Source organism: Phyllobacterium sp. P5_D12 (assembly GCF_054049495.1).
The window spans coordinates 1-16,103 of the sequence record NZ_JBFUMG010000053.1; the positions used below are offsets into that span (position 1 = coordinate 1).

The 16,103-nt window shown below is 55.7% G+C and carries 21 protein-coding genes; 16 read left to right on the forward strand and 5 right to left on the reverse strand.

All coding sequences use genetic code 11. The features are described 5' to 3' along the window. Window positions 1-229 precede the first annotated feature (229 nt). Genes ACXJ5O_RS06205 through ACXJ5O_RS06215 form a run of 3 tightly spaced genes read right to left on the reverse strand, consistent with a single transcriptional unit; the run spans window position 230 to window position 3,788 of the window. Window positions 230-1,747 carry a DUF4055 domain-containing protein gene (locus ACXJ5O_RS06205; RefSeq protein ID WP_457299124.1) on the reverse strand — a complete coding sequence of 506 codons (1,518 nt, stop codon included), beginning with the start codon at window positions 1,745-1,747 and terminating at the stop codon, window positions 230-232. Beyond that, the gene (gene terL, locus ACXJ5O_RS06210) at window positions 1,748-3,235 is read right to left on the reverse strand and encodes a phage terminase large subunit (protein ID WP_457299125.1); all 1,488 of its coding nucleotides are present in this window, start codon (window positions 3,233-3,235) and stop codon (window positions 1,748-1,750) included. 58 nt (window positions 3,236-3,293) lie between these two features. Then, complete coding sequence (locus ACXJ5O_RS06215; protein ID WP_457299126.1) at window positions 3,294-3,788, reverse strand: terminase small subunit; 495 nt, start codon at window positions 3,786-3,788, stop codon at window positions 3,294-3,296. Between the two features lie 109 nt (window positions 3,789-3,897). On the opposite strand from ACXJ5O_RS06215, the gene ACXJ5O_RS06220 reads away from it, so the two are divergent. After that, window positions 3,898-4,260: a hypothetical protein gene (locus tag ACXJ5O_RS06220; RefSeq protein ID WP_457299127.1), complete on the forward strand. Its 363-nt coding sequence runs from the start codon at window positions 3,898-3,900 to the stop codon at window positions 4,258-4,260. Window positions 4,261-4,946: 686 nt separating this feature from the next. After that, a complete protein-coding gene (locus tag ACXJ5O_RS06225) occupies window positions 4,947-5,663 on the forward strand; it encodes a class I SAM-dependent methyltransferase (RefSeq protein ID WP_457299128.1) in 717 nt (238 codons plus the stop codon). 47 nt (window positions 5,664-5,710) lie between these two features. Here ACXJ5O_RS06225 and ACXJ5O_RS06230 read toward each other — a convergent pair whose 3' ends face one another. Both ACXJ5O_RS06230 and ACXJ5O_RS06235 read right to left on the reverse strand, forming a co-directional pair. Further along, window positions 5,711-5,935, reverse strand: a complete 225-nt coding sequence (locus tag ACXJ5O_RS06230) for a hypothetical protein (RefSeq protein WP_457299129.1) — start codon at window positions 5,933-5,935, stop codon at window positions 5,711-5,713. A 22-nt stretch (window positions 5,936-5,957) separates the two neighbouring features. Further along, window positions 5,958-6,377 carry a hypothetical protein gene (locus tag ACXJ5O_RS06235; protein ID WP_457299130.1) on the reverse strand — a complete coding sequence of 140 codons (420 nt, stop codon included), beginning with the start codon at window positions 6,375-6,377 and terminating at the stop codon, window positions 5,958-5,960. A 41-nt stretch (window positions 6,378-6,418) separates the two neighbouring features. Between ACXJ5O_RS06235 and ACXJ5O_RS06240 the strand changes: the two genes are divergently transcribed. The 14 genes from ACXJ5O_RS06240 (at window position 6,419) to ACXJ5O_RS06305 (ending at window position 15,655) form a co-directional block, all read left to right on the forward strand. Next, window positions 6,419-6,643, forward strand: a complete 225-nt coding sequence (locus ACXJ5O_RS06240; protein ID WP_457299131.1) for a hypothetical protein — start codon at window positions 6,419-6,421, stop codon at window positions 6,641-6,643. Window positions 6,644-7,122: 479 nt separating this feature from the next. Continuing rightward, complete coding sequence (locus tag ACXJ5O_RS06245; RefSeq protein ID WP_457299132.1) at window positions 7,123-7,542, forward strand: hypothetical protein; 420 nt, start codon at window positions 7,123-7,125, stop codon at window positions 7,540-7,542. Further along, window positions 7,539-7,661 (forward strand): hypothetical protein, encoded by a 123-nt coding sequence (locus ACXJ5O_RS06250; RefSeq protein ID WP_457299133.1) that lies wholly within the window; start codon window positions 7,539-7,541, stop codon window positions 7,659-7,661. Before ACXJ5O_RS06245 ends, ACXJ5O_RS06250 begins: the two co-directional genes overlap by 4 nt. Then, window positions 7,658-7,867 (forward strand): hypothetical protein, encoded by a 210-nt coding sequence (locus tag ACXJ5O_RS06255; RefSeq protein WP_457299134.1) that lies wholly within the window; start codon window positions 7,658-7,660, stop codon window positions 7,865-7,867. The genes ACXJ5O_RS06250 and ACXJ5O_RS06255 overlap by 4 nt, the downstream gene beginning before the upstream one ends. A 4-nt stretch (window positions 7,868-7,871) precedes the next feature. Continuing rightward, on the forward strand, window positions 7,872-8,024 hold the full coding sequence (locus ACXJ5O_RS06260; RefSeq protein WP_457299135.1) for a hypothetical protein: 153 nt from the start codon (window positions 7,872-7,874) through the stop codon (window positions 8,022-8,024). Beyond that, the gene (locus tag ACXJ5O_RS06265) at window positions 8,024-9,067 is read left to right on the forward strand and encodes a hypothetical protein (protein ID WP_457299136.1); all 1,044 of its coding nucleotides are present in this window, start codon (window positions 8,024-8,026) and stop codon (window positions 9,065-9,067) included. Before ACXJ5O_RS06260 ends, ACXJ5O_RS06265 begins: the two co-directional genes overlap by 1 nt. 15 nt (window positions 9,068-9,082) lie before the next feature. After that, window positions 9,083-10,192 carry a PD-(D/E)XK nuclease-like domain-containing protein gene (locus tag ACXJ5O_RS06270; RefSeq protein ID WP_457299137.1) on the forward strand — a complete coding sequence of 370 codons (1,110 nt, stop codon included), beginning with the start codon at window positions 9,083-9,085 and terminating at the stop codon, window positions 10,190-10,192. Between the two features lie 4 nt (window positions 10,193-10,196). Further along, window positions 10,197-11,510 (forward strand): hypothetical protein, encoded by a 1,314-nt coding sequence (locus ACXJ5O_RS06275; protein ID WP_457299138.1) that lies wholly within the window; start codon window positions 10,197-10,199, stop codon window positions 11,508-11,510. Further along, complete coding sequence (locus tag ACXJ5O_RS06280; protein ID WP_457299139.1) at window positions 11,510-12,250, forward strand: hypothetical protein; 741 nt, start codon at window positions 11,510-11,512, stop codon at window positions 12,248-12,250. The genes ACXJ5O_RS06275 and ACXJ5O_RS06280 overlap by 1 nt, the downstream gene beginning before the upstream one ends. After that, a complete protein-coding gene (locus tag ACXJ5O_RS06285; RefSeq protein ID WP_457299140.1) occupies window positions 12,250-12,651 on the forward strand; it encodes an HNH endonuclease in 402 nt (133 codons plus the stop codon). The genes ACXJ5O_RS06280 and ACXJ5O_RS06285 overlap by 1 nt, the downstream gene beginning before the upstream one ends. Further along, window positions 12,648-12,980, forward strand: a complete 333-nt coding sequence (locus ACXJ5O_RS06290; RefSeq protein WP_457299141.1) for a hypothetical protein — start codon at window positions 12,648-12,650, stop codon at window positions 12,978-12,980. Before ACXJ5O_RS06285 ends, ACXJ5O_RS06290 begins: the two co-directional genes overlap by 4 nt. A 192-nt stretch (window positions 12,981-13,172) precedes the next feature. Next, window positions 13,173-14,486, forward strand: a complete 1,314-nt coding sequence (locus ACXJ5O_RS06295; RefSeq protein ID WP_457299142.1) for a tyrosine-type recombinase/integrase — start codon at window positions 13,173-13,175, stop codon at window positions 14,484-14,486. A 117-nt stretch (window positions 14,487-14,603) separates the two neighbouring features. Beyond that, on the forward strand, window positions 14,604-14,963 hold the full coding sequence (locus ACXJ5O_RS06300) for a GIY-YIG nuclease family protein (protein WP_457299143.1): 360 nt from the start codon (window positions 14,604-14,606) through the stop codon (window positions 14,961-14,963). Between the two features lie 446 nt (window positions 14,964-15,409). Further along, window positions 15,410-15,655: a YMGG-like glycine zipper-containing protein gene (locus ACXJ5O_RS06305; RefSeq protein ID WP_209997623.1), complete on the forward strand. Its 246-nt coding sequence runs from the start codon at window positions 15,410-15,412 to the stop codon at window positions 15,653-15,655. The last annotated feature ends 448 nt before the right edge of the window (window positions 15,656-16,103 follow it).

Below are 16,103 nucleotides of genomic sequence, written 5' to 3' on the forward strand. Positions count from 1 at the left end.
ATATCGTGGCGACGGTCTTTGGAGCGTCAAACGCCGCTTCCTTGCCATCTTCATGCACATAGACGGGCTTGCCATCCTGAATTTCAGCAAAAGTCTTGCCGTCGATGGTAATAAGTTTGATTTTCATCGTTCAGTCTTTCCGGCCATCCGGCCTTTGATATGGGCAATCCCGCCCGTTCGCCGGCCAACATCCGCTGGCAGGCCAATTCGAAAATGGTGTGACGTGGCGCTATGTCGTCGCCGGAATGATCGGCTTCCTGACCGGCGGAGTCTGCGATCCGGTGATATCGTCCTCGCCGTCATCGCCCGGCACTTCCTCGAGAATGAGTTCCATGTCGGCATCATCGTCATATTCAGGCGACAGGATGTTGCGCCGCTTGGCTTCCGTGATCGCAGCGGTGCGGGATATCAGGCTGTCCTTCTTCATTTCGAGAACAACCTTCATTCCCTCAAGGCTGTCTGTCTCGACGTCAAAGTCGGTATGAACCGTGACTTCGGCCTCTAGTTTCTCATTCAACCATTTTCCGGTCAGCCGCATCGCGTTCTCAAGCGCATCCTTCAGGTTCAGCGCCCATGCCTGGATAGCGCTGTTGCCCTTCTGTGCGGCGAACACGGTCGTAACCACTGTGAGGTTGCCGGTCTGCGCTGTCAGGGGCTGGCGACCAAGCTCGCGAAGCTGCTGGCCTGTCTCCTTCACGTCATCGGCAAGGAACTTGAGGGATTGAGCCGAAGGTTCGATGAACTTCCATTCGCCATGCTCCCCCTCACCATTGGAAGGCGCGTAGAGAACCGACTTCGGACCGACCGGAACGGCAAGAGGCTTGCCATCCTCGCCCATGGCAGGCGAGACGCCGTTGCCGGCGAGCATCGGGAAACACGTCAATTCCTTGGCGTACTTCAGGCCTGATTCCTGCTGATAGTGTTCGATCTGGAGATCGGCTGCGTCCTGAAGCGGTGGAACGACCTGCCATGAATGACCGAGGCGACGACCGGTCAGGAACGGGACAAGCGGGATTTCCTTGATGGTGATCGGACCTGATCCGACCGAAACCCATGATTCCCTGCCGTCTTTGTCCTTCTGCTTCTCCCAGACTTCCCATGTCGCATCAGCGGCGGCGATCACTTCGCCCTTTTCGTCGCGGGTCAACTCGCGATCGAGGACACGGACGCGCTCAACGGTCTTTTCACCATAGCCGTCACGTTCCGTCGCATCTTCCCTGATCCGGACATGCACGAAGGTTTCAACCCCGCCGATCATCTCGGAATAGGCGGCAAGCACATTCTGCGCCGGTACCCTCACCCAATACGGACGGGCGCCGAGTTCCTTCTCCTGCTGCACCGTGACGTTCGCCGGAACGTTCTTGGTGTAGTCGACAAGGATCCAATCGACCGCATAGGAAATGCCATGAAAGAAGGTATTAGCGGCAAAGAMGTGCAGGCTGTCGCCCTGCCCGGTGATGTTCTCGGCAAGCGTCTTGATCCGTTCGGTAACCTTGTCGCCGAGTGCGACTTCCTTTGAGAAGGGCTTGGCTGCCAGGTTCTCAACGATGTCGCGGAAGATATTGGTAAACTTGCTGTTCTTCCGACGGAACTCGTAATCCTTCTCGGTCTCATTGGGAAACTGCGGAAGGTACTGCTTGGCCGCACGCATAGCATTCGCCCCGGCAAGGATCGTTGACACCATGGTCCAATAGGGAGCCATGGCATCGTAATCGCGGCTCGTCGCGTTGGGTTGCTTGTCGGTCATCTATCGGTTTCCATAAGTCCCAAAGAGTGCTGTTGCGGTGCCCCGCGTGGCGAGGTGATTGAATGCTTCGGCTGAAGCGTCGGCGATGTCCTTGAGCTTGCCGGTCGGGAACATGCAGAGTTCTTCCAGATACTCTTCGTTCCATACCCCCTCGAGGATATCGACGTTGCCCGCTTCGCATTGTGCTGCGAACGGTTCTGCCCGTGTTTCCTTGTCGCCTGTGACCGGTCTTGCCTTTACGACGTAGCCTGCAAGCATCGAGGTCAGATCGAACTTCTGCACCTTGCCAGCACCGCCGGGATCTTGTGGAAGCGCGATATCGACGGTGTTCCCGTCCTGGCTGGCAGTATTCTTGATCAGCGTCCGCATTCCTGCGGGGCTCAACCAGTCCGCCACCATGTGAGCCACTACCCAACGTCCGTCAGGTTGGCGTCCGATCTTCACTCCGGCGGTACGTGCTGCCTCATGGCTCTCGCTCGCAGCCAAATCCCACCCGCGGGCGAACTTGGTACCGGCCGGCACTGCCTTGACGACCTTGAAGTAGGATCGCTTGAACATATTTCCTTCGCGTGGCGACGGTCTCTGCTGGTTCTGACCGGCAAACCCGAGCGAACCGAGCGATACCTTGTCCCGTTCCACGACGAGACGCGGGAACCGGGCTTCGAACAGGAGTTCGCCGTCGACCTTCCGGATGTCATGAGGATAGACCGTCTTCAGCTCGGCCTTCTCGACATAGGGCTTACGCTGTTCAGGAACTTCCTGATCTTCGCGGTACCATATCTGCTTGCCGCCGTCGTATCGCGCCCTGACGGGTTCCGAATCCATGTAGGTCGGCTTTACCACCGTGTAGCAGCGCCGATCCGGCTCGAACTCCATGGGCAGCATCAAATGCTCGTAACCCATGTTCCTTGCCAGTGCGACACCGCTCGGATCGTCTTCATGCAAGCGCTGCATCACCATGACGATGGCAGAATGCTCGGGATCGTTCAGTCGGTTCGGAAGCGCTTCAAGAAAGGTCTCTTTGGCATTCTCCCGCATCGTGTCAGACTTCGCCTGGTCGACTGAGAGCGGATCATCCACGATCGCCCTGTCACCACGCGAACCGGTCATCGACGTGAAGGCCATCGCCTCACGGAAACCAGTCTTGTCATTCTCGAACTTCAGCTTTTCGTTCTGATCCCCCATCAGATTGAAGTTCTGGCCCCACCGGTCGCGAAACCAGTCGGATTGTGCCAAACGACGCGCCTTGACGTTATCGCGCCTGGCGAGACTCTCCTTGAATGATGTAGCCATGGTCCGCAAATGTGGCAGGCCCTGCGGCCCCCATTCCCACATCGGCCAAAACACACCGACGGCAAGTGACTTCATTGTGCCGGGCGGTACGTTGATGATCAGCCGCGTCAGCTGGCCTGCTGTTATGGCTTGCAGGTGATCAGCAATCGCATCGATGTGGAAACCGTGCTTATACGGTCGAGCCGGTTCGAGCACGTGCCACCCTGCCCTGATGAAGGACGGGAGAGAAGCGACTGACTTCTCGATCTCCTCATCAAGGTTCTTCTGCGCTTCCCGCTTCTGTTTCGCCGCCTGGAGCGTCTGCAGAGATAAGCCCGAGCTTCTGGAGCACTGGATAGGCTGTTTCGAGAGTTGCAAGTTCATCGTCGGTCAGCGCATCCAATTGTTTGGCAGTGATGGTCACCACCTGAATGGTTCCTGATATCTTCCGGTTCTCGCTGCCAAGACCGAACAGCTTTGCCTTGCCCATGGTGGCGGATACCGCAGCGCTGGACTGCTTCTCTTTGAGTGCGAGCGCTCGGGCTTCTTCAAGCTCTGCAGTGAGGCTGTCGACGGTTACCTCGACCTTTTTGGCGGTCTTGGATTGGATTTCCTCGACCCGCTTCTTGATGTCCACATTTGTCCATAAGTTCGATGCGGCCTTGCGATCGCCCTTGTACTCTGCCTTGGTATAGGCTTCGGTGACGCTTGTGCCCTTGGCTACCGCCTGGGCGAACTTCTCGTGCCGTGCGTTCTTCAGGACTGGCATACGTTTTCACTTATCCACTGAGATCAACAAAAGGCGCTATATTTAGTGTTGCGTTTGCGGGCCAAGAAGCTGTTCCATCGGTCATTGAGTGAACCAAAGGAGCATCGGCATGGAGATAGACCCACAAGCCATCGCAGCCGGAGCGAACGCGGCCAAATCTGCCATCGATACAGTCCGCTCTCTGCTTGGCCTTTACACTGATGCGAAGAAGTCCCTCCCCGAGAAGGACCAGAAGGCAGCTACCCTTGCGATCGAGAAATCCATTGAACAGTTAAACATCGCCGAAGCGCAAATAGCCCAAGCCCTTGGTTACAAGCTTTGCATGTGCCAGTTTCCACCCACTGTTATGCTGACCGTCGGACACTCAAACGCTCGAGGTACGGATCCAGGCCCAATCTTCGAGTGTCCAAAGTGCGGCTATGACACCGCCGCTCCTTTCAGATTCATCCGCACTGCACCACCAAGAGCGTAGTCTCGCTTACCCATTTCACCGAGCTATAAATGACTATGTGCAGCCCCGGTTTCCGGCGATCCGGTACGAATGCACCTATTGCTCAGTCGTCAAAGATAAGTATTCGGCAAAGATGAACCTCAAACAGCACTTCGACGCGCTCATTGCCGCAGTCAAAGCTTCGATCAAACTCGAAGGGATCAAACCAAAACCCGAAATCGACCGGAGGCAGGGTGTCCCTTACAACAATGGGCTGAGAGACGCTCGACGCTCAAGAGAAACTGGCGTCAAGTTGGACAATCCTTACCGCGAAAACTCACGTCACTGGAAGCAATGGAACGAAGGCTTCGAGCGGGCTAACAGAGATAAAAACTGAGGATCAATCCAATCTCCAACGCAGGTGCATCGTAGCTTGCTCTTCCGCTTCTTGATTGTGTCGTGGCAAATTTCGCAGATGCACTGGGCATTGGCGTTCAACCCCAGAACAAAACTTCCCTGCCAGGTTGACCGGTGCGGTGATCGCATAAACCGCCCCGGTCATGGCACAAGATTAAACCGAAATCCCATCTCATGGGGCTAGTTGATTGATAGATAGGCAAGATGATCGATAATTAGTAGTGAGTAAAACTCAACAGTTAAGGCACGTATCCCGATACTTGGAAATTGTTACGTTGGTTCCCAGCAAACTCTTTCGCCGGGAAACAGATATGGCTGACCCAGTCCCATTGCAGCAACAGTTCTGGAATGAATGGAATTCATCTACCCGGGAGCAGCAACTCGATGAGGTGTCCTTTCGGCAAGCCAAGATCGTCCGAAGCTGGCTGGACTCCCTTGGCCGAAGGGATCTAGACATCCTAGAAGTCGGTTGCGGCTCATGTTGGTTTTGCGCAGAACTATCCGCATATGGTCAGGTGACAGGAACCGATCTTTCGAATGATGTGCTCGAACGGGCTCAAAAACGAATGCCATTGGTCCAGCTCGTCGCTGGGGATTTTATGGCACTGGATTTCGGTGTCGAACAGTTCGATGTCGTCGTTGCACTTGAGGTGCTGTCCCATGTTGAGGACCAACCTGCATTTATGGCCAAGATGGCAAAGCATCTACGGCCGAATGGCACGCTCATGTTGGCAACTCAAAATCAGCCCGTGTTGACTAAGTACAATCGCATTCCTCCACCCAAGCCAGGGCAAATCCGCAATTGGGTAAATCGTCAGGAGTTAGTTTCCCTCTTGGAAAAAGATTTCATCGTTAAGGATGTCTCATCTGTGACGCTCAAAGCAACCCGAGGACCGATGCGCCTCCTGAGTTCTCGGACCTTCAATAGATATTCGAATAAGTTAATAGGCGATCGGTTTGAGCGGTTTATGGAAGCAAAGGACTTCGGATGGACGTTAATAGCGCGAGCAGTACGAAAACCTTCCTGACGCATGAGGATTCAAACCCAGTCTGCCGGAGCAAGGCCGCTGAATGTTCACGCCGCTAGGCCATTGGCTGCGGTCAACTGACCGGCTGCGATCTGGCGGATGCGGCGAGCGCATTCACGCGTGCCGTTGGGGCGGTAACGCTCGCCACCGAACCAATAGCGCTTGCCGCTGTTTCTCGCCGGTCGCGGTTCTGCTACCGATATCATTGGGAAAGACTGCATTCCGAACATTGACGCAACAGCAAGCCCGATCGAGGACATAAAACCACGCATGACATTCTCCGGTTTGTTTTGATTAAAGCCATTCAAGCCGGGCAAACTCTTTGTCGCCGGTCATCTTGAAAACAGACGCTTCGGACAGATGGTCTCGCGGGTTTTCACCCTTTAATTGCAGCCACCGGCATTGCACCGTGATCGCTTCCACCTCTGTCTTGTCGTAGAGGTAAAAGGTGTTCCCATGCATATCGACGCCGTTCTCGCGCTGGACGTGATGCACGAGCTCATGAACAAGAACGCTTTGATCGAACCGATTGCCGTCTCGCCACTGGCGAAGCGCGATGACCGGAGACCGTATCCACGACCAGCGTATCTGCCCCAGACATTCGAGGTCAGGCTCGACCCTTATCTCGGGAACGTCTYCCGGACATTCGTATTTCAATACATTGGCGGCATAAACCATCAACTCGCGTGCAAGATCGAGGTCCATAGCCAGCATTTAAAGTGTGATAGCGTGTCTGCAAAAACCGGAGAAAGATCATGCCGAAGTCAGAATTATCGCCCGAGCAAGAAGTCCTTGCAGCCCACATGTCCGCGTTTACGGTGGCTATGCAGATGCTCGTGGTATGCCTGCTAGAAAATGGCTCCCTTCAGCCTGGCCAATATCCTGCGGCGCTACACGGCTACATGGAAATGGCGAAGRACAAGGCGAACCCGATGACACTCGCCATGCTGGACGATTTGCGCCAAGCGCTGCTCAATTGAAAACCCCGCACTAGGCGGGGCCGTGGAGGACTTTCCGTCATCTTGGAACAGACAGGTATGKACCGCGTTCTCTGAATCAAGAACGACTAAATGCAGGTGTCATGATGATGATTGCAGCAAGTATGTTTTCGGCCAGTTGGATAATGTACCCCCTAGGAGCGATTGGTATCATTGTGGCCACATGGTTATTCTTCATCGTTCGCCATCGTATGCGATAAACCATACCGCTTGCTTCTTGAGCATGTCGCCGTCCCGATGTGGAACCCCGCCCGAATGATCGGGTTTCGGATTACCTCTGATGAGGAGCGCCGACAGGGGTGTCTATGCCACCCGTTGCGACTGCCGGCGAGCGTTCAGCTTTTCCAAGCGCTCGATCAGTGCATCGCGATCCGGGTGGTTTCTGTCTGTTGGTTTGGCATCCCGCGAGCGCCAGTTCGTTATTGCGCATTTCTCGGATGATATGTTGTATGGCACGATAGATGCCTGATTTTCGGCCACCTCGTCAACGGCCACTGTCAACCGAACCGCATACAATCGAGACCGGCGACTCCATCGCTCGGGCACTGGCAAAGTTCACGAAGTCGCCAGTTCAGATGGCCAATGAAAAGCGTCTGTTCCGGTTCAGGGAAAAGCGCGATCTGCGCAACCTGATCGGATCCATCCGCGACGAACGCGATCTGTTGAGCCGTCTGCATTGTGTCGGGCTCGAAGGGTTCACTGAACCGCCGGTATCGATCGATCAGGCCATATCGCGTCTCGAACGCATGTATCGCGTCGAGAAGAGCCACACCGGCACACCTTTCGCGAGCGGCAATCGGTTCATGGCGATCAAGTCTCGGCTGTTCTTGGCCCGCTTCTTTCGCCGGTTTCACAAGCAGATTTGGGAGTTCGGAGCATGATCTGGATTTTTTACCTCGTGCCAGTCGCCGCCATGATCGGCGGTGTCGTATCGGTTCTCGGCTTCATCGACAGCATCGAGACCAGCTTCGAAGCATCACGATCGGCGCTGGAACTATGACCGAACGCTATCGGGACTTCGACATCCATTACGAGCCGCCGCCGATCCCTGATCGGAGATGGGACTGGCATTACGTCCACGTCGAGTATTGCGGCGATGGCGATGACCGCTGCGGAGACGCATCCAGTTTGGTCGAGGCCAAGGGCATGATCGATCTCTGGCACGAAGAACAAGCGGAAGATTTCAACCACGATATCGGGGAATAACCAAATGAACCGCACCTTTGAACAACAGCCTGACCGCATCCTCATTGTCGACGTCATCAGAGAGAACCGCGCCCGTCGGGCTGCTTGGTGCTTCCATATGGCCATAGCCGTCGGGTGCCTCGCCTTCTTCCTTGGCTACCTTGGGAAGGTGTTGTGATGAGCAAGGCTGCAGCAACAGACCTGATTATCTCACTGCCGGCTGTGATGACGGCCGAGACCTTCACCAACGATGAGGAGTTCGAAAAGCTCTATTCCGCGGTGAAGGACGCAGTTTCAAAGCATGTCCCGGACACGTCGACCAAGACCGGCCGCGAGGCAACTAAATCCCTCGCCTACAAGGTTACCCGCACCAAGACTGCGCTTGTCGCCCAAGGCAAGAAGCTGACTGAGGAATGGCGCGACCAGACGAAGAAGGTCAATGCCGCCTGTAACACGATCGAGGAACGCCTTGACGCGTTGCGCGATGAGGTTCGCAAGCCCGTCGATGATTGGGAGAAGGCGGAAGAAGATCGCATCCATGCTCATAAGGTCAACCTTGAAGCACTGATTGTCCTTTCAAAGGTCGGGCTCGGTCACACCGTCGCCGAATATCGGGAAATGTTGACCGCTGCCGAGCAGACGCAGCTCGGCGCGACATGGGAAGAGTTCGCCGCACAATCCTCTCTCGCGCGTGAAGATGCGATCGAGACGCTGACCCGGATGTTGAAGATCGCCGAGAAGCAGGAAGCCGATGCGGTCGAACTTGAGAAGCTTCGTGCAAAGGATGCCGAACGCGATGCTGCCGATGCTGAACGCTTGGCTGCAGAGAATACGGCAAAAGCAGAAGCCGAACAGGCGGAAGCCCGAAAAGTCGAAGACGAGCGCATAGCAGGGGAAGCCCGCCAGAAGGCCTTGGATGAAGCCGCCGAGCGTGTAGCGGACGCTGAACGCAAGGCAGCGAAAGCCGACGCGGACGCCAGACAGGCAATCGCCGACGCTGCAGCGAAGGTCGAGGACGATCGCCGCAAGGCAGCCGATGAGCAAGCCGCGGCCGAGGCTGAACAGAAACGCCGAGACGACGACAAGGCGCACCGGAAGACGATCGAGGGCAAGATTATCGCCGAACTGATCGACTGTGCCGGCATCACCGCAGACCAGGCTCAGAACATCGTCATCGCGATCGTCAGCGGCTTGGTTCCCAACGTCACCCTGAAATACTGATCGGAGCGCAGTCACATGACCATGCAATCAATTGGCGACCTCGCCAGCAAGCTTATCAATGACGTCGCCCAGAAGGCAGGGTTCGCTGAACATCCTGACGGCATCTATTTCGGCATGTCAGACACTGTCTATCACACTGACACTGCGTTGGGCTCGACCGGACTTAAAAAGCTCATTGGCAACGCGCCTGACTTTTGGTGGGAGTCAGCAATGAACCCTGCCCGCCCGGACAATGACGACACGCCGGCAAAGATCTTCGGTCGCCAGTTACATCAGTGTGTCCTGGAAGGCGCTGACAAGTTCAAAGCAAGTCACGCGCCTGAACCGACGGCTGATGAATATCCTGGTTGCCTACGAACAATCGATGATCTGCGGGAGTTCCTTGAAAAGGCCGGCTTGCCCAAGTCTGGCAAGAAGGAAGACCTGATCGGACGCGCAAAAACCGTTCCGGACTGCCCTGTTATCTTTGAGGACGTACTCAAAAAGTTTGGGGATTCGGGCAAGACGGCCGTGAAGTTCAAGGACTATGCGAAGATCCTTGCCGCCTCGGCGTTCATCAAGGCGAATAAGACCCTCGCCAATGCATTTGAGGGCGGAATGCCGGAAGTGTCGGTGTTCTGGACCGTAAAAGGGATTCGGTTCAAGGCCCGCTTCGATTACCTCAAGATGAACGCGATCACCGATCTGAAGTCACTTGCCAACATGTACGGCAAAGAGTTCGACAGAGCCTGCCGTGACGCGGTGGCGAGCTATGACTATCTCGTCTCGGCCGAACATTATTCGGAAGGTCGCCGGCAGATGCGCCGGCTGATCTTCGAGGACAGGGTCTTCGGCACTCATGATCCCGAATGGCTGGCGAAGGTTGCCGCCAACGAGGTTTTCGCCTTCGTCTTTGTCTTCTGGTCGAAGGATGGCGCCCCTGTTTCGCATGGCATCAAACTCTCGCCGGGCAATCCGCTGTTCTCCTATGCCCGATCGATGATCCTCAAGGCGATCGACAACTACGTCCGATACATGGCCGAGTTCGGCACTGATGCCGCCTGGGTACCTTCCACACCGCTTGAAGAACTGGACGAGACCGATTTGCCGGTCTGGTACCAGCAGCGCCTCATGACTGGAGCTTGAGACCATGAAACAAGAAATCATTACCGAAGACGGCGAGATCATCGATCAGGATCAGACCAGCCTTGTGATCCAATCCAGCATGGCTGTTCAGTTGATGAAGGGTGAGATCGACCAGCTTGTTTCAACCGCCCGTGCTTATCCGCGTTCACTGAAGAGGGTACAGAGCAACATCCTCTCGATGGCGACATTGGATGAGGAAAGCGCCGAGGAATGCATCTATGCCCTGCCCCGCGGCGGCAAGCCTATCCGCGGTCCTTCGATCCGGTTCGCTGAAATCCTCAAGCAGTCGTATGGCAACTGCCAGTCCGCAGCTCGTGTCGTTCACGTCGACAAGACCGAGAAGTATGTCGAGGCTGAAGGCGTGTTCATCGACCTCGAGACCAATTCGAAGTCAACGGCTCGGGTTCGCCGGCGGATCAGCGCGAAGAACGGTTCGGTGTTGAACGATGACATGATCATCGTGACCGGCAATGCAGCCTGCTCGATCGCGATGCGCAACGCTATCCTGGCCGGTGTGCCGAAACCATTGTGGCGCAAAGCCTACGATATGGTTCAGGCCACCATTACCGGCGATATCACGACTCTGTCGGAGAACCGGGAAAAGGCGTTCAAGGCACTGGCAGCATTCGGCGTGAAGCCGGAGCAAGTCTATGCCAGCCTTGGCGTTGAGGGTGTCGAAGATATCACCGTGGATCACATCGCGACGTTGCGCGGCATGTATTCCGCCCTGAAGAATGGGGAGGCGACGGTCGAGGAAATGTTCTTCGGTACCGTCAAGTCAGGATCCGAACATCAGAAGATCGCCGATCCGCTTTCGGACAAGCCGATAGAGCGCCAGGCAGAGACTTCGACGGCTGCGCAGAGCGATGCCTCGGTCGAGAGCGAAACCCTCGTTGACGGCGCGACAACCCAAAACACAGATGCATCGAAGCTTGCCCCGAGCGGAGATGCTGGAAGCAACGCGGCTTCGATAACCGAGAACGCTGCTTCCACCAACACCGCGAAAGCGGATCAGTCTGGCGACACTTCGGAAACCTCCGCCGGGGTGTCGCCGGACTCTACTGATCATGAGTTCGATGAGACCGAATGGCTGCAGAGCTTTGCCAAGCGGGTCACGGCCGCGATAGGCGACAACATCGATCAACTCGAAACCGTCATAAKTGCCGAACTGGTCGGCGGACTGTCCGAGGACACGGAAGCCCGAGCTGTCGCCATCGTTCGGCTTGCAAAAACCGCATGTGCCGACACGGACAATAAGGCGAACTACCTCAAGATGATCGCGGGTAAGGCCAAGATCGAAGTGAAGGATTTGGTCTGATGGCTGACCGTCCTATCCTATTCAGCGCTCCCATGGTTCAGGCTTTGATCGCCGGTCGCAAAACACAGACTCGCCGGATGTTGAAGCCGCAACCCGAATTGCTGCCAAACGGCACTTGGCACGTTTCCAATTCGGGCGGCGGTATGGTCGGCGTTGAAACGGCTGATATGCCTGCCGTGGCGCCTGACTATGTTCGATATGAGATCGGCGATCGGCTTTGGGTTCGCGAAGCGTGGCGATCTCAGGCTCATTTTGACGGTCAGTCCCCTGCCGAGATTTGTGCCGAGTTCGAAACCGAGTATGGGGCGCCGTCATGCCCGACATTCTATGAGGCCGACAAGCAATGCGATGGTCATTCCGTTGAGCTTTGGCAGCAGAGCCAACCAGGTCGCCTTCGCGCATCCATGCACATGCCTCGCTGCGCATCCCGCCTGACACTGCCGGTGACCGATGTTCGCGTCGAACGCTTGCAGGATATCAGCAGCTCTGACGCGATCGCCGAGGGAATTGTCGAGGATGACGGCAGCGAGCCGGATATCTTCTATTTGCCAGGTTCGTACACAATTTCCGGGGTTAACGCGCCTAAAGGTCGGCTTCCGATCGGTCAGCACAACGACCCTCGGCCAGTTTACCGAGATCTCATCAACAACCTGCATGGCGGAGACCTGTGGTCGACGAACCCTTGGGTTGTCGCTGTCTCCTTCGACGTCATCAAGCAAAACATCGATGAGGTGAAGTGATGGCGCGCACCGTTGCAGAATGGATCGGCAAGACCGATAACACCAAAGCGCCGCCGCGGGTTCGCCAACGCATCTATGACCGGGACAAGGGTTCCTGCCATCTGTGCAAGACCAAGATCAAGATCGGCGAGACGTGGGAAGCCGATCATGTCATCGCCCTGATCAACGGCGGATCGAACACTGAAGGCAATCTCGCGCCGGCGCATTCGCATTGCCATCTGAAGAAAACGGCATTGGACGTGAAGGAAAAGTCCAAGGTCGCCAAGGTCCGGACAAAGCATACCGGCGTGAAGCGACCGAAAGGCGATATCAGGTCGCAGGGCTTCGCCAAGAGTGCCAAGGTTCACGCGCCTAGTTCGAAGTCACTGCCGCCTCGGAGACTGTATCAGGAGCGCACATGATCAACACCGAACTGATTGAACGTTTGCGCGATCTAGCGGCTGACATGCCGGGGACCGTCACTTCTGACGCATTGAATGACGCTGCCAATGCCCTCTCCACCCTCAAACCGGAGGGCGAGCAGATAAGCGGTGAGCGCCGGTTCAAGCTCGGTGACTGCGTGCGCAAGATCAAGGGCTCATCATGGCAAGGCGTAGTCGTAGGCTTCTACAGCACCAAACTGACGCCAGTAGGATACAACGTTGAAAGTGAGCGTGAACCTGGGTCAGTCCAGCTTTATCCTGAAGCTGCCTTGGAGCCGGTGGATAGCGGGGATAAGACGCATGAATAGCGCCCCTGCGCCCGGAACCTACAATGAAGATACGCCCCTGCGGCTTGATATAGCGGCGAGGATAGCATTCCCTGACGGCTCGATCGGTCCGCCCGGATTGCGAAAGGAACGCGATGCAGGGCGCCTTGAAACGGAAATGATCGCCGGGAAAGAATTCGTCACCCTGGCGGCAATCGCAAGGATGAGAGAACTATGTCGCGTAAGTCGAAAGGAGCGCGCATCGAATGGCGCGACGAGAGCAGAAAAGCCGATGGCTCGCTTCGCAACCGCGCAGGCTGGTTCATCCGGGATGGATCAAAGTTCATCAGCACTGGCGGCGGCGAGACGGATCGCGGAAACGCTGAGAAAGCCCTCGCGGCCTACATCGCCGAAAAATACCAGCCATCAAGAGAACGGGGACGTGATTCCGCTGCGATCCTGATTGCGGATGTCGTTTCGGTCTATCTGACAGAAGTCGCGCCGAAACATTCGAACCCGCATGAAACCGCTGCTCGGCTCGACAAGGTTCTCGACTTCTTCGGAGATAAGAAGCTCGACCAGATCAATGGACATCTTTGCCGAGCCTATAACGATTTCCGGCGTGAGAAATGGAACGCCGAAAAACGCCAATTTGTGAAGAACTGGAATGCATCTGTCGAGGCCGAGCTGAAGGCCGGTATCAAGACACGGCGCAAGATAAAGCCCGAATGGGAAGATCAGGACGGCACAGCGGCAACACGGCGCCAGCTTGAAGATCTCCGATCCGCAATCAACTATTACAAAGATGAGGGATACGCGACGGTAGCGCCGACGGTTTGGCTGCCTGAGAAGCCCGGTGCCCGCGACCGCTGGTTGACCCGTGCCGAAGCGGCAGCTCTCATTCGTGCCGCATGGCGCATGACGCAGTCATGGAAGGGGCAGGAGTCGAAGCGACGGACCGGGCGGCACCTTGCGCGGTTCATCCTCATCGGCCTCTATACGGGCACGCGTAGCGCCGCGATATGTGGCGCAGCGATCCGACCAACGATCGGGACCGGCTATGTCGACCTCGATCGAGGTGTGTTCTACCGGCGCGCGCCAGGCACGAAACAGACCAAGAAGCGACAGCCGGCAATTCCGATTCCGCAAAGATTGCTTGTTCACCTGAAGCGMTGGCGCGATATGCCAGCCGATTTGAACGATCCAGAAGGTCCAAAGATTTCACAAAGCTATGTAGTCGAGTGGAACGGAAAACCGGTGACCAGTGTCAAGAAGAGCTTTCGCGCGGCATGCAAGGCTGCCGGGCTTGGCGATGATGTCATGCCCCACATTCTCAGGCACACCGCCGCAACTTGGATGATGCAGGCCGGCGCGGATGTATGGGAAGCGGCCGGGTTCCTTGGCATGACCGTCGAGACGCTGGTAAACACCTATGGGCACCATCATCCCGATCATTTGCAGGAAGCAGCCAACGCGATCTCAAATAGGAATGTGGCGCCCAAACCCAAATCAGATAATGTGACGCCTATCCGCAGGAAAACCGCATAGGAGAATAGCATGGGAAGAAAGGTCATTGGCCCTCGTCTTTGGTTCAGGCCTGACAGGATGCACTCTACGCGCGGCAGATTCGAAGCTGGTAAGTGGATAATCCGCGACGGATCCAAGATGATTAGTACCGGTTGCGGTGCCGAGGAACGCCCACAAGCGGAACTCGCCCTGTCCGAATATATCAACAATGGTGTGGCTGAAGTTCAGTATTTCATATATTTCGTGAGCGCTGCGGCTCCCGGCTTCCCGGTGAAGATCGGCATCTCCCAAGACAGGGTTGCTCGATTCTTTCAGCTTCAGAATGCCCTTCCATATGACGTCGATGTCCTGGCGATCATGCCCACTAAGGATCCGCTATTGGAGCGTAGGCTGCACAAGCGTTTCAAACATCTCAGATTGCGTGGAGAATGGTTCGAACGGTCGCAAGAACTGCTTGACTATATCCAATTGTTGCAGGACAGCGATGAAGCGGCATAGCCATCCACCCCACACATTACCCCACAGAAAAGCCGGAAATAAAGGAGAACAGACGGCTTCGAGCGTGACGCCAATCGCAGTAAAACGGCGGGTTTCCTAGAAGCGCCGACCGTTCGGGACGACGGGGTCGGAGGTTCGAATCCTCTCACTCCGACCAGTGAAAACAGTAGCTGGCTACCTCTTCCAAATCCCACAGCAACGATTGTTCATTTCCGCCTGCGTGGGGTGCGATTGGCTGGTCGTCAACCCTTTGACCTCTTAACCACCTTAAACACCTTAACCTTTAACGTCTCAACTGGACGCGGATCGCCAAGACATGGCCCACTGCGCTGCGGCTTTCAGCACTATTGCCTAACGTGGTTTTTGCGACGTAAGATATCTACGGCTTCGCTGTTCCAGCGTGGGGGCCAAGCAAAATTGTGGAATCGCAAAGGGGGATTGTTGATATGCGAACATTAATTGCTGCTGTGGCGGCATTGTTTATGCTTTCGGCCTGCACGACGACAGAAAAAGATCTCAGTATTGGCACGGTGGCAGGCGCGGCAATCGGCGGAATCGCCGGTGGCGGCAAAGGGGCTTTGATTGGCGCTGGGGCTGGCGCTCTTGGCGGACTGTTGGTTCGAAATCTGCGAAACGGCAACTGTCAATATCGTAACAGCCGCGGTCATATTTATACAGCCCGTTGCAGGTAGTTTCCCGATAACGGGGGTACCTCTCAGCGACGCGACGTCCTGCCTAAACACTTTTCATCAAGACTTTGACGCCCTGCTTCGGTGGGGCGTCGTTCGTTTCACGCAGCCAGTAGTTTGATATTCGCCGCTGATACCGCTTTTTGGTCCGATCAAGCGCATTGTCCTGGCTCTCGTGCCAATGCTTGGTTTTCCTGCAGCCCGCGACGCTAGCTTTATATATTAACTGATATCCATTTTGACATAATATGGATATCAATTAATGTTCATAATATGCCTATTTGCATATCAATGCATTGACTTTTTCTGTGATGATGTGTATCAACTGATATCTTTCTGCACGGATAAGGCAAATAGCATGAGTGTGAAAGACACAGCAAAGCGTCAGTATAAGAAATTGGCCGATACTGCGTTGCGGCAAATAAGTGACCTCCGCGTTCCCCCTGAAGGG

What these genes read in the sequence shown, in the direction of transcription:
- ACXJ5O_RS06265 (WP_457299136.1), top strand. Translation starts at nt 8,024, where the DNA reads ATGAGCAAGGCTGCAGCAACAGACCTGATTATCTCACTGCCGGCTGTG.
- ACXJ5O_RS06270 (WP_457299137.1), top strand. Translation starts at nt 9,083, where the DNA reads ATGACCATGCAATCAATTGGCGACCTCGCCAGCAAGCTTATCAATGAC.
- ACXJ5O_RS06280 (WP_457299139.1), top strand. Translation starts at nt 11,510, where the DNA reads ATGGCTGACCGTCCTATCCTATTCAGCGCTCCCATGGTTCAGGCTTTG.
- ACXJ5O_RS06285 (WP_457299140.1), top strand. Translation starts at nt 12,250, where the DNA reads ATGGCGCGCACCGTTGCAGAATGGATCGGCAAGACCGATAACACCAAA.
- ACXJ5O_RS06225 (WP_457299128.1), top strand. Translation starts at nt 4,947, where the DNA reads ATGGCTGACCCAGTCCCATTGCAGCAACAGTTCTGGAATGAATGGAAT.
- ACXJ5O_RS06305 (WP_209997623.1), top strand. Translation starts at nt 15,410, where the DNA reads ATGCGAACATTAATTGCTGCTGTGGCGGCATTGTTTATGCTTTCGGCC.
- ACXJ5O_RS06250 (WP_457299133.1), top strand. Translation starts at nt 7,539, where the DNA reads ATGATCTGGATTTTTTACCTCGTGCCAGTCGCCGCCATGATCGGCGGT.
- ACXJ5O_RS06255 (WP_457299134.1), top strand. Translation starts at nt 7,658, where the DNA reads ATGACCGAACGCTATCGGGACTTCGACATCCATTACGAGCCGCCGCCG.
- ACXJ5O_RS06245 (WP_457299132.1), top strand. Translation starts at nt 7,123, where the DNA reads ATGCCTGATTTTCGGCCACCTCGTCAACGGCCACTGTCAACCGAACCG.
- ACXJ5O_RS06260 (WP_457299135.1), top strand. Translation starts at nt 7,872, where the DNA reads ATGAACCGCACCTTTGAACAACAGCCTGACCGCATCCTCATTGTCGAC.
- ACXJ5O_RS06230 (WP_457299129.1), bottom strand. Translation starts at nt 5,935, where the DNA reads ATGCGTGGTTTTATGTCCTCGATCGGGCTTGCTGTTGCGTCAATGTTC.
- ACXJ5O_RS06300 (WP_457299143.1), top strand. Translation starts at nt 14,604, where the DNA reads ATGATTAGTACCGGTTGCGGTGCCGAGGAACGCCCACAAGCGGAACTC.
- ACXJ5O_RS06220 (WP_457299127.1), top strand. Translation starts at nt 3,898, where the DNA reads ATGGAGATAGACCCACAAGCCATCGCAGCCGGAGCGAACGCGGCCAAA.
- ACXJ5O_RS06290 (WP_457299141.1), top strand. Translation starts at nt 12,648, where the DNA reads ATGATCAACACCGAACTGATTGAACGTTTGCGCGATCTAGCGGCTGAC.
- ACXJ5O_RS06215 (WP_457299126.1), bottom strand. Translation starts at nt 3,788, where the DNA reads ATGCCAGTCCTGAAGAACGCACGGCACGAGAAGTTCGCCCAGGCGGTA.